Consider the following 11,816-nt stretch of genomic DNA (forward strand, 5'->3'; position numbering starts at 1 on the left):
TTCACCTTTCTTGCGGGGGCGTCCTTGGCCGGGTGGTGCGGTGTTCGATCACGTTTTTGTGGGCGGTCGCCTCGAAGATACGGTGTACGAAGAGGCCCGGAAGGTGGATGTCGTCAGGGTCGAGTTCGCCCCGGCCCACCAGGCGATCCACCTCGACCACGGTGACCGTGGCCGCCATGGCTACGAGTGGGTTGAAGTTCCGGGACGTTCGGTAAAATCGTAAGTTCCCATCGGGATCGCCCAGAGCGGCGCGTACGATCGCGAAGTCGGCACGTAGGGGGCGCTCGAATACGTGGAGACGCCCGTCGAACTCCCGTACCTCCTTGCCCTCGGCCACGATGGTGCCAACCCCCGTGGGCGTGTAGAAGCCCCCGAGGCCTGCGCCGCCGGCGCGGATGCGTTCGGCGAGCGTGCCTTGCGGGTTCAGCTCTACCTTGATCGTTCCCGTGAGGTACTGAGCTTCCAGGTCTGGGTTGCCGCCGATGAAGCTACAGATGACGTGGCTGACTTGCTGCTGCTGGAGCAACACGGCCAGCCCCTGGCCCTGGTTCCCGCAGTTGTTGCTGATGATGGTCAGACCCTTGACTTGCCTTCGTGCGATTTCGGCAATGCAATGTTCGGCGTTGCCGCACAACCCGAATCCTCCCGCCATGACCCGCATGCCGTCGGACAGCCCCTCGAGCGCTTCGCGCGCGGAGGCCACGAGCTTACCCGAGCCTGCCTTCGTTAGGTGTTGACCTGCACTCATCGCATGCTCCCTTCGCGCTGTCACGACTGGCTGTTACCCCCAGATTTGATCCAGGGCGCTGCCCAGATGCGCGAGCCCCTCCTCGAGCTCTTCTTCGGAAATGACGAGGGGTGGAGCGAGGAAGACGAGGTTGTCGCGCTTGAGCACGTGAAGGTGTTTCTGCCGAAGCCCTGCGGCCAACTGCTGCATGCGGGCCGGGTGGGCGGGCCTGTCGCTGCCGGGCTCCCGCAGCTCGATTGCCCAGAGAAGGCCCAAGCCGCGTACCTCGTGAACGAACGCGCGCGCGCGTGCCCAGGTGAGCAGGCGCTGCGAGAGCCACGCTCCGAGTTGCTCCGCTCGGGCAATGAGGGATTCTTCCTTGTAGGCGTCGATCGCGGCCACGATCGCCGCGCAGGTGAGCGGATGCGCGTAGCTGGTGAGGCCACAGCGCAAGGGGATTTGGTCGAAATGCCGTGCGATGCGCGGGCTTACCACCACGGCGCCGCCGGGCGCATAACCGGCGGTGAGTCCTTTGCCACAAACCAAGAGATCGGGGGACGTGTGGTCGTGGTCTACCGCGAACCATCGCCCCGTCCTGCCGAAGCCGGATAACACTTCGTCAGCGATGAAGAGAACCCCGTGGCGATCGCAGATGCGGCGAATGTTCTGATAGTACCCTGCGGGTGGGGGCTCCACGCCGTTGGCGCCCACCACGCCCTCGAGCAATACGGCAGCAATGTCGTCCGGCCCTTGCGCCTCAATGAGCTCTTCGAGACCGCCGGCCCCCGGCCCTACAAGGTAGGGATCATCCCAGGGAACGCCCACGGAAACCCCGACCTCGAACCCCAGGCGTCGGGGATCGCCTGATAGGGCGAGCATGCCGAGCGTGGCGCCGTGGTAACTGCGCGTACGGTGGATGATCTTCTTGCGACCGGTGACCTGCAGAGCGATCTTGACGGCGTTCTCATTGGCTTCGGCGCCCGAGAGGCAGATGAACACCTTGCCATCGGCCAAACCAGGGGGCGCGATCGCGAGCAGCTTTTCGGCGGCAGCGAGTTTGTCGGGGAAAACCGAGGCGGGGCTTACCACCAGGGCCCGCTCGGCGGCCGCCACGAGGGCCTGGCGCATGCCGGGATGTCCCTGCCCCAGGTTGGCGTTCCACACCATGCTGCCGAGGTCGAGCCAGCGGGCTCCATCGGCTGTCTCGAAGCGGGCGCCGCGCCCACCGGTAATGCTGAGGGGGACGGCTTCGTTCTGGGCGCTCCAGGTAAACAACGCCCGCCCGTTCTGCGCGGGCGCTGAGGAGACGGAGGGGGAGGGGGGTGTTTTCATGAGGCGTCGGTCGTCACGGCCGTGAAGATGCTGGCGGCCTCTTCTGCCTGCGGCTCCGTGATCACGAGGGGAGGAGAAAGCCTTATGGCCTTGTCGCCGCATTCCAAGACGAGAAGACCGCGCCGAAAGCAAGCCTGCGCCACGCGGGCGGCCTCGGCTGCCGAGTTGAACTCGACGCCGATCATCAAGCCGAGTCCGCGCACCTCTTCCACCTGCGGTTGGCCCATGAGCTTTTCGGTGAGCCGGGCCTTGAGTACCTGTCCCACACGCTCTGACGATGCGACCAACGTGCTCTCGAGAAGGTCCAACGTGGCGAGCGCCGAGGCGATACACACAGGGTTGCCGCCACAGGTGCTGCCATGGCTTCCGGCCGGCCAGGTCATCACACGCTTGCGAGCCAACAAGGCACCGAGCGGCATGCCCGAGGCGAGTCCCTTTGCCAAGGTGAAGATGTCGGGCACCACGCCAAAATGCTCGGCCGCCAGCATACGCCCCGTGCGTCCCATCCCCGACTGCACCTCATCGAAAACCAGCAGGATCCCGTGCGTGTCGCACAGGGCTCGTAGCTTCTCGAGAAAGCTCGGGTTGGGCACCACGTACCCGCCTTCGCCCAATACGGGTTCAACGACGATGGCGGCCACGTCGTCGGGGCTCACCGTGCGCTTGAAGAGTTCTTTCTCGATGAACGTGGCGTCACCGTAGGGCGCGTGAAAAACGCCGGGCAGAAGGGGGCCGAAGTGGCGGCGGTACTTCGACTTGCTGGCGGTGAGGGAGAGCGATCCGTAGGAGCGCCCATGGAAGCCCCCGCGGAACGCGATGAAGTTGGGGCGGCCCGTGTGGTGGCGGGCCAGCTTCATCGCGGCTTCGACGGCCTCGGTTCCGGAGTTCGTGAGAAAGGTCTGCCAGCCGGACGCCTGTCCTGTCGCGGCTTTCTCGAAGCCGTCGGCGATCCCTCCCAGGCGCGCGGCGAGCTCTCCGTAGCCCGGGTAAAAGAAGTCGGTGCCGCAGATGTGAATCAGCGTGCGGGCCTGGCGTGCGATGGCATCCGCCACCGTGGGATGACAGTGCCCGGTAGAGGCCGCGGCCACCCCGGCCTGCGCATCGAGGAACACATTGCCGTCGACGTCCTCCACCATGCAGCCTGAGGCGCGGGCGACCATCAACGGGTAGACGTGGATGAGTGAGGGCGAAAGGAAGGCCCTTGCTTCGGCGATGCGCGCGGCAGCTGCTGGGCCGGGGGGCGGCGTGACGATCTTGACGGGCGATGCAGCCAAAGTCTGGAGTTCTGACATGGGTTTTTTGCTCCGGTTCGAGGAAGCTAGTCCACCACGGTGCGACTCTGCTCGCGTGCGTAACAGCCAAGTGAGTACAAGCCACCGATGTTTCTTCCCGTCGACCCACTCCCTTTCCACCCCCCGAAGGGTTGAACGCCCGGCCAGGCGCCCGTGGTGGCTCCGGCGGCGCGGTTCAGGTACACAACGCCGGCTTCGATCTCGTCGACAAAGCGATCGAGCTCCTCCTGCCTGCGGCTGAAGCACCCCGCGGTAAGACCCAGCTTCGTGTCGTTGGCAAAACGCAGGGCCTCATCGAGGTCGCGCACCTTGCGGAGGTGCAACATGGGCACGAAGAGCTCGTCCTTCACCAGCGGGTGATCTTCGGGAAGACCCGTGAGCAGGGTGGGGCGTGCGAACAATCCAGCGCCGAAAGTCCCTTCGGTCAAGCGCGCCCCTCCTTCGAGCACGGCGCCTGCGCTTCGTGCAGTCTGAGCGTAGCGCTCGTAGTCTGCCAGGCTGCCTTCGGTGGCCAAGGGCCCAAGGAAGACCTCGCGTTCAACCGGATTGCCTATGTCGCTGCCGTTGACTTTGGCCCGCAGAGCGTCGATGAAGTCGTCGGCGATGGCCTCGTGGACGTAGACCCGGGAGCATGCGCTGCACTTGTGCCCGTTCATGCCGAAAGCAGCGCGGTAAACTCCCAGGACGGCGCGTTCGAGATCGGCGCTTTGCATGACGATGGCCGGGTTCTTCCCGCCCATCTCGACGATGCAGGGACGCGGAAAATCGGGAGCGAATCCCTTGTAGAGCTGGTGGAAGCCCACGTCGTACGATCCGGTGAACGTGACGCCTCCTACCCGTGCGTCGTTGAGCAAAGCTTCGCCGAATACGCGTCCGCTGCCGGTGAGCACGTTCACTACGCCTTCGGGGAAGCCTGCCTCGAGGAACAAATCCATCAGCGCGGCGCCTGTGATCGGTGATTCGGACGAAGGCTTCGTGACCACGGTGTTGCCCATCAACAACGCTGCCGCGGCGGGTGCCCCCAGCAAGGCGTAGGGAAAGTTCCAAGGCGAGATGACAGCCCACACGCCGTAAGGTCGCAGCACGCTCGTGTTCGTGTCAGAGACGCTCAGTCTGCCCATGGGTCGTACGAAGCCCTCGGCTTCCGTCATGCGGTCCACGTAGTATTCGATGAGATCGGCCGTTTCTTCCACCTCGCCAAGAGCCTCCGCGCGGTTCTTTCCCATCTCGACGATCATCAACGCCGCAAGAAAATAGCGCCGCTGCCGAATCAAGTTCGCCACGTCGCGAAGCCTCGACGCTCGTTCATGCCAGGGCGTGCGGCGCCACCCGGGGTATGCTCGATGTGCTGCTTCGATGGCGTCGTTCGCATCCGATCGGCTGGCGCTGGCGGCGTGACCCACGATGACGTTGCGATCGATGGGGCTGATGCTGGTGGTGGTGTTGCGCGTGGATCGTGTTTTTCCCGCGATCGAGAGCGACGTGGTTCGGCCGAGCATGCCTTGCACGTCGGCGAAGGCCCGCGTGAACGCGGCGCGGGCTTCGTCGTCATCAGCCGACAGCGTGACGTAAGTGACCTTAGACTCGCTGCCCATGTATTCAGCGTATGCCCAGGGGAGCGCAGCGGCAAGTCGACACACACGCGAAACGCTACGGCGAATTCGACGGCGGCCGGCAACGTCCGCGTGCACGGGTCGGATCCGCCGTAGGTCCTGGCCTCGGCGCAGCGTGCATCGTGTGCGATACGGGCACACCAAAATCGCTGCGCACCGCCGCGGTTTGCGGACGCCTGATAACGTGACGTTTCGCACGGCACTGTGGACAAAACAGAGCCAAACCAGCCCACGGAAACCAGAGGATCTGCGCGCTTGGCAACATCGCACGCGAAGCGTCTTTTGGCCGTTGACACCCAGGGAGCGTCTACCTATTCTCAGCGCCCTCGCGGACGTCCCGGGGGGATTAATCAGAGCAATGACTAAGGCAGAGCTCATAGAGAGGGTGGCAGCGCGGAAGGACCTTCCCCGCGGGTTGACCAAGAAGGCCTTGGCCCAGCTGGTGGATGCCGTGTTTCTGGAGATGGGCGACTACTTCATCCGAGCCCGCATTGGCAAGTCACCGCCTCGCTTTACCTACCCGGGTTTTGGGACCTTCACGAAGCGCAAGAAGAACGCGCGTACGGTGCGAAATCCTCAGACGGGTGAGCCCATCGTGATCCCCACGCAGGCAACGGTGTCGTTCACCCCCAGCCAGGACCTTAAGTCACTCATGAACGAACTCGGCCAACCTCGCCGAGCTCGGCAGCGCTGAGGCCACGCGGATCCCCGCCTGTCCCAGATATGGCTTCGGGAGGCGCTCTCGTTCTGGCGCAAGGTCGTGCAGGGACTAAACTGCAGCCTGATGGTCCTCTCGCAGCGCCCTCCCTTCGTGTATTTTCGACGACGGCTCCGGCGTGTTCTCGTCGGAGCGAGCCTTGCGGTGCTCCTCGCCCCCGCGTTGGCTTGGGCGAAGCCCTTGGGCTTTGCCGTCATCGATCCTGAGCTCGAGCGTGGGGGAGCCGCATCGTCCTCGCAGATCGACGCGCTGATGCGCCGAATGGAGTCGGCAGCGGGCCTTCCCGCGGGAACCTTGCGGGGGCAGGGCTTCAACTCCTTCGAGTCGGCCGAGGCTCAGCTCGCCAAGGGACAGGTCGCGTTTGCCCTGGCACCAGCGTACGCTTTTGCGAAACTTTGGAAGCGCGGCGGCGTTCAGGTCATGGGTTATGCGGGAGGGCTCGATCCGAAAGCGAAGACGTACAAGCTCGTCGCGCGCTCAGCCGATCCGGTCGGCCCCGCGATCCATCAGCACCCTGGCTTGCGCCTGGCGACGAAGGAGCGGGATCTCCAGTGGCTCAACGTGGTGTTCGACGGATTGTTGAACCCGACGAGGCATTTTCGCGAGATCGTGCAGACCCAGTCCGAGGCAGAGGCGCTCGACGCCGTGGAGGCCGGCAAGGCCGATGTCGCCTTGGTCTGGGCGGAGCATCTCTCTCGGCACAAAGCGCAGGTGGGGACCAATCGTCCGCTACGGATTGCGTACACGTCGGGGGAGTTTCCGCCGCCTGCATTGCTCACCTTGCGGGGGCGTGCCCCGGGTAAGTTGGTCAAGGCCCTCACAAAGGCACTACCAGAGGTGTGCAAAGGACAGGACCACATCGACGTTTGCGCTGACCTGGGCTTTTTCTCCCTGGTCGTCGGCCCTCACGAACTGCATCCGCACGCGGCGTATAAATACGACAAGTACAAGATGTAGCGGCCCGGAGGTCACGGGGGCCCGCGCGCGGGCGCCTCGGATTCTGTAAACTCCGCGCCATGGTGCAGAGCTCAACCCAAGGACTGTTCATCGTCCACGTATTCGTTCACGTTCTCCCGGAGCACGTGGCGGCTTTTCAGCAGGCGACGCGCGTCAACGCGGAGGCCAGCGTGAAGGAACCCGGGATCGCCCGCTTCGACGTGCTCGCCGATCGTGACGATCCAACGCGCTTCGTACTGGTGGAAGTGTACCGCGATGCCGCAGCCCCTGCGGCCCACAAGGACACTGCGCACTATCAGGTGTGGCGCGATACGGTCGCGCCGATGATGGCTTCACCCCGACACAGCCAGCGGTTCACCAACCTTTATCCCGGCGACGACGGCTTCTGACAAGGCCACCTGCGATGTCGAACGTCGAGCCGCTGCCTTCCTTTGAGTTTGCCTGCGCCGCTCGGGTGGTGTTCGGTGCGGGCTCCCTGGCCCGTTTGCCCTCACTCGTGACGGGCTTGGGCGCATCGTCCGTGCTCGTGGTCACAGGCCGGAGCACGGCACGGGCTGAGCCGTCGCTCGCCGCCTTACGGTCGGCAGGCCTGGCCGTGGACACGTTCTCGGTGCGGGGCGAGCCCACCGTGGAAACCGTTCGAGCGGGGGTGCTTGCCGGCCAGGGCTGTAGCGCCGTGGTCGCCCTGGGAGGCGGCAGCGCGATCGACGCGGCCAAAGCCATCGCGATCCTCCTCACCAATCGCGGCGATCCTCTCGACTACATCGAGGTCGTCGGCCGGGGGTTGCCTTTGACCCAGCCGTCGGTGCCCGTCGTGGCGGTGCCCACGACGGCGGGCACAGGGTCGGAGGTCACGCGCAACGCCGTCTTGGGGGTCCCGGAAGCCAAAGTCAAAGCCAGCATCCGGTCGCCCTTCATGCTGCCTGCCGTGGCCCTCGTGGATCCAGACCTCCTCGAAGGGGTGCCTCCCCAGGTGGTGAGGGCGAGTGGCCTCGACGCCCTGGCACAAAACATCGAACCGTTTTTGTCGGCCGCCGCCAACCCCCTCACCGACGCCCTGGCGCGGGAGGGCATTCGCCGCTCGGCCCGTTCGTTGAGACGCGCCTATTTCAGCCAAGGCGAGGCCTCCACGCGCGACGACCTCGCCTTGGCGAGTCTGCTCGGCGGCCTCTGTCTGGCCAACTCTGGGCTGGGGGTCGTACACGGCTTCGCGGCGCCACTCGGGGGCATGTTCGATGCGCCTCATGGTGCCGTCTGCGCCGCGTTGCTCGCTGCCAGCCTGGAGGTGAACCACCGGGCCCTGCAGCAACGCGCACCCGAACACCCGAGCCTGTCGCGGCTGGCCGAGCTAGGCGCGCTGCTCGGGGGTAAGCCGGATGCGCAGGCCGCCGTAGCCTGGGTGAAGGCTTTGTGCACCGAGCTCGACGTCCCGGGGCTCGGGGCGTACGGCCTGCGACCAGACGACCTTTCCGCTGTGGTCGAAAAGGGGCGCAACGCGAGCAGCATGAAGAAAAACCCGATTGTGCTGACAGACGCCGAGCTCACGGAGATCCTCGAACGTTCTTTGTGAGGCTCTCCTGGCAGGTTTTGCCGCGCTTGCCCGCTGTTTTCCATTTCTCACCCTGAAGGCGCTCGTGCTAAAGAGCCGCGCATGTCCAAGCACGTAGGCATCGTTGGATGGCGCGGCATGGTGGGTTCCGTTCTGCTCGACCGCATGATCGAAGAGCGGGATTTCGACCACGTCGAGGCACATTTCTTCTCCACGTCGCAGGCCGGTCAACCCGGTCCCCTCGTGGGGCAGAAAGCCACGGGCTCGCTGCAAGACGCCACCCAGGTGGCGGCGCTCGCCAAGATGGACGTCATCATCAGCTGCCAGGGCGGCGACTACACGAAAGAGATGCACCCCGCGTTGCGGAAGTCGGGGTGGAAGGGCTACTGGATCGATGCGGCCAGCACGCTGCGCATGGACCCGGGGGCCGTGATCGTGCTCGATCCGGTCAACGAAAGCGTCATGCGAAAGGCGATTGCCGCTGGGGTCAAGGATCTCATTGGTGGAAACTGCACGGTGAGTCTCATGCTCATGGCCACGGCCGAGCTGTTCCGGCAGGGCTGGGTTCAGTGGGTGAACGCCTCGACCTACCAGGCGGCTTCGGGCGCAGGCGCCAAGAACATGCGTGAGTTGGTCGCGCAGATGCGCTCCATCGGTCACGCAGCGTCCGACTTGGTGGACGATCCGGCCGCCTCGGCCTTGGCCTTGGACAAGCGCGTAATGGAGACCCTGCACGGGGAGACCTTCCCAAAGAAGGAGTTTGGTGCACCGCTTGCGGCGAGCCTCATCCCATACATCGACCGGGCGGTTGACGACGGTCAGACTCGGGAGGAGTGGAAGGGCATGGTCGAGGCCAACAAGATCCTCGGCACGAACCCGGCCATTCCGGTGGATGGCGTTTGTGTGCGGGTGGGCGCCATGCGGTCGCACAGCCAGGCGCTGACGATCAAGCTGACCAAAGACGTTCCTCTCGACGAGGTGAACGACGCGCTCGCGCGTAGCAATGCGTGGGTCCGCGTCGTCCCCAACACAAAGGAAGACACGCTGCGGAGCCTCAGCCCAGCGGCGGTCAGTGGTACCCTGGACGTGGCGATCGGACGCGTCCGGAAGATGAAGATGGGCAACGACTTCGTGTCGGCCTTCACGGTGGGTGATCAACTCCTGTGGGGCGCGGCCGAGCCTCTGCGCCGCACCCTGCGCATGCTCATCGACTGACCGTCGATGGTTCAATCGTAGTACCCATCTACGAACCAGTGGCCGGTTTGCCGATCCTGGTGGAGCCGGTAAAGTGCGCCATCCGAGGCATGGACGTCCCAGTAGTCCCGGCTCCAGCCCTCGTCTTTCCACCAGGCCCCCGCCGCGCGGTAGGGGCCTGCCGCTACCAGAACGCGTGCGCTCAGCTGGGGCCCCCGGATGGCGGTGGGGCCGTCACGGCCCATCAAGATCTCCACGGGGTGGGGGGGACGGTAGCGGCGCATGCCAAGACAGGGCGTCGTGGCTGCGTGGTCACGGGCTTTTCCGGCGGCCCCGTGGCTTACCTGCGGCTCTTTGAGGGGGGGGCCCTGTCCTTGCCACTTCACCACGTGGCAGAGCTCTTCCTTGTAGCTATCGGCGGCAGCCGGGGCGCCCACGTTCTCGGGGCCCACCAGCGCGGCCAGGCGGGCCAGGGTGGCCGCCATACGTTCGGGTGCGGGGCCCGCAGGACGTAGAAAATCGAGCTGAACGGGGCGTACGCAGGCGGGTCGCGCCAGAAGGTCGGCCCCTACCACGGGCGAAAGGGGGGGGCGTCGGGCGATGTCGAGGCGCAGGAGTTGGAGCAAGGTTTGTGGGTCCCGGGTAGGCGCCCCCAAGTCCACGTCGCGTACGTCGAAGCCCCTCGGCTCCAGACGCAAGCGCACCGTCACGCCGCTACAAGCCAAATTTCGGCAGGCCAGGCGCGTGAGCACCCGATCGACGAGGCCCCGCAGCACGAATGCCAGCGGCTCGAGGGTCTCGATGGCAAAGTCGAAAGAGCTGCCCTCTTCCACGGCGTCGGGCGGTAAACGGGGCGTGAAGGGTTCGTCGTCGCGACCCGAAGCCAATCGGTGGAGCCGGGCGCCGACGTCTCCCAGGCGCAAAGCCACCTGGTCGAGGGGCAGCGCCGCCAGGTCACCCAACCGACGCAAGCCCCATGTGTGCAGCCGTTCGAGCAGCTCGTCACGCTGTCGTGTAGCGGACGCGTCGGTGGTGTCTTCATCTCCCGTGGGCCACAGGGCTGCAAGTCCCGTCTCGAGTGGCAGGGGCGCCAAGAACGCAGCGGCAGCCGTCGCCCTGTCAGGCACCATCACGTGATCGCCCGTGGTGGCACGGCTGGCCACACGGGCCAGGCCCGGGCTGCCCGCCACGGCCACCCGAACGGAAAGACCCAGGTGCGCTGCCCGCCCCGCCACCGCGCGCATGATCTCGCTTTCCCCCCCAGGGTGCAGCTGCATCAGATCACCGACCTCGAAGAACACGCGGCCGGGTTCGCTTTGCACACGGGGGGCGAAGCTGAACCCCACGTCTGCCAACGCGGCTTGTGCGGCTTGCGTGTCGGCTTCGCTACGCACCTGCACCTCGAGCCGTGCTTCCGTATGAGCACTGCCCACGGCGCGTGCCTGGTGCACGGTGATCCCCTTGCGAATGCCCGTCTGTGCCGCTGCGGCGGTCATCCCCACCACGCGGGCTCGTTCACCGGGGCCGGCGGCCAAAACGATGGCTTGCTGCCGTTGCTGCAGCCACTCGGGCGACCGACGCAGCAACGCCTGCAAGGCGATCTGGGGGGCATAGACACAGGCGATGCGCATGACGTGGGTCCCTGCAAATCAGGCGAGTGGCCCCTCTGATGAGCAGGGCCCCGTGAGCCTGTCTCATGCCGCCACCTGGTGCGGAGGGTGGCGTGGCCACGCAAGGGGCAGGGGCCTGAAGGTGTTGGCAGGATCCAGACCCGCTCCCTGGACGGCCCGCTCGAGGTGAAGCCGCGTGTGCACCTCGAGCAGAAGGGGGGAGGCTTCGGGATGTGCTCGAAACACCGGTCTGCCCGGATCGAGCCTCAGTCCGACACGGGCCTGCAGCCCCTGTGGGCGAAACGGGCTGCTGAGCACGACGGCCGTACGTTGGACGGTGGCCGTGCGCTTGAGCCGCTGCCAGGCGGCCGTGGGCACCCGTACGGGGAGATCCCCGAAATCGATTGCCAGCAACCCAAACCCTCCCGCCGAGAGCACCAGATCGGCCGCAGGGAGTGCCTGGCTATCGTGGCAACGCACCCACAACAGACGCTCGAGCGGCACACCCAGCGTTTGTGCCCAGCGTGGATCCAGGCCTCCGCCCACATCGATCAGGGCGGCCGCCTCCCCCGCCGCAAGAGCCTGGGCTATCGCCAAACATAGCAACGTGGTTCGGCCGCTCCCCCGAGGCCCTGCCAGCTCACTCAACGCCCCCCGAGGCCATCCGCCTCCCAAAACGTCATCCACCGCCGCCATGCCCGTGCCCAGCTTTCCTCCCGATTCCGCTTCTCGTCGCTCCAAGACCCGCGCCGGGACCAAGTGCGCGGCGAGGGCCGAAGACCAAGTTGCCATGAAGCTCATGGTAACTGTTCATTTGTTCAGGT

Annotated in this window: 11 protein-coding genes; 5 read left to right on the top strand and 6 right to left on the bottom strand. The window is 65.6% G+C overall.

What is annotated here, in order from left to right:
* Position 1 precedes the first annotated feature (1 nt).
* Genes KA712_18080 through KA712_18095 form a run of 4 tightly spaced genes read right to left on the bottom strand, consistent with a single transcriptional unit; the run spans position 2 to position 4,946 of the window.
* Positions 2–748, bottom strand: coding sequence for a CoA transferase subunit A (locus KA712_18080; GenBank protein MCG5054877.1), 747 nt, complete (start codon positions 746–748; stop codon positions 2–4).
* 33 nt (positions 749–781) lie between these two features.
* Positions 782–2,059 (bottom strand): aminotransferase class III-fold pyridoxal phosphate-dependent enzyme, encoded by a 1,278-nt coding sequence (locus KA712_18085; protein ID MCG5054878.1) that lies wholly within the window; start codon positions 2,057–2,059, stop codon positions 782–784.
* On the bottom strand, positions 2,056–3,351 hold the full coding sequence (locus tag KA712_18090; GenBank protein MCG5054879.1) for an aminotransferase class III-fold pyridoxal phosphate-dependent enzyme: 1,296 nt from the start codon (positions 3,349–3,351) through the stop codon (positions 2,056–2,058). The genes KA712_18085 and KA712_18090 overlap by 4 nt, the downstream gene beginning before the upstream one ends.
* A 26-nt stretch (positions 3,352–3,377) precedes the next feature.
* A complete protein-coding gene (locus tag KA712_18095; GenBank protein MCG5054880.1) occupies positions 3,378–4,946 on the bottom strand; it encodes an aldehyde dehydrogenase family protein in 1,569 nt (522 codons plus the stop codon).
* A 376-nt stretch (positions 4,947–5,322) separates the two neighbouring features.
* Between KA712_18095 and KA712_18100 the strand changes: the two genes are divergently transcribed.
* The 5 genes from KA712_18100 (at position 5,323) to asd (ending at position 9,403) form a co-directional block, all read left to right on the top strand.
* Positions 5,323–5,658: an HU family DNA-binding protein gene (locus KA712_18100; GenBank protein ID MCG5054881.1), complete on the top strand. Its 336-nt coding sequence runs from the start codon at positions 5,323–5,325 to the stop codon at positions 5,656–5,658.
* A 90-nt stretch (positions 5,659–5,748) separates the two neighbouring features.
* Positions 5,749–6,639: a PhnD/SsuA/transferrin family substrate-binding protein gene (locus KA712_18105; protein MCG5054882.1), complete on the top strand. Its 891-nt coding sequence runs from the start codon at positions 5,749–5,751 to the stop codon at positions 6,637–6,639.
* Between the two features lie 59 nt (positions 6,640–6,698).
* Positions 6,699–7,028 (top strand): antibiotic biosynthesis monooxygenase, encoded by a 330-nt coding sequence (locus tag KA712_18110; protein MCG5054883.1) that lies wholly within the window; start codon positions 6,699–6,701, stop codon positions 7,026–7,028.
* Positions 7,029–7,042: 14 nt separating this feature from the next.
* Positions 7,043–8,209, top strand: a complete 1,167-nt coding sequence (locus KA712_18115; GenBank protein MCG5054884.1) for an iron-containing alcohol dehydrogenase — start codon at positions 7,043–7,045, stop codon at positions 8,207–8,209.
* A gap of 81 nt (positions 8,210–8,290) precedes the next feature.
* Complete coding sequence (gene asd, locus KA712_18120; protein ID MCG5054885.1) at positions 8,291–9,403, top strand: aspartate-semialdehyde dehydrogenase; 1,113 nt, start codon at positions 8,291–8,293, stop codon at positions 9,401–9,403.
* A gap of 11 nt (positions 9,404–9,414) precedes the next feature.
* Here asd and KA712_18125 read toward each other — a convergent pair whose 3' ends face one another.
* Entirely contained in the window at positions 9,415–11,013 is a 1,599-nt protein-coding gene (locus tag KA712_18125; protein ID MCG5054886.1) for a DNA polymerase Y family protein, read from the bottom strand.
* 63 nt (positions 11,014–11,076) lie between these two features.
* The gene (locus KA712_18130; protein ID MCG5054887.1) at positions 11,077–11,784 is read right to left on the bottom strand and encodes a DNA recombination/repair protein RecA; all 708 of its coding nucleotides are present in this window, start codon (positions 11,782–11,784) and stop codon (positions 11,077–11,079) included.
* Positions 11,785–11,816: the final 32 nt, after the last annotated feature.

The organism is Myxococcales bacterium (assembly GCA_022184915.1).
In the GTDB taxonomy this organism is placed as follows: domain Bacteria; phylum Myxococcota_A; class Polyangia; order Fen-1088; family Fen-1088; genus JAGTJU01.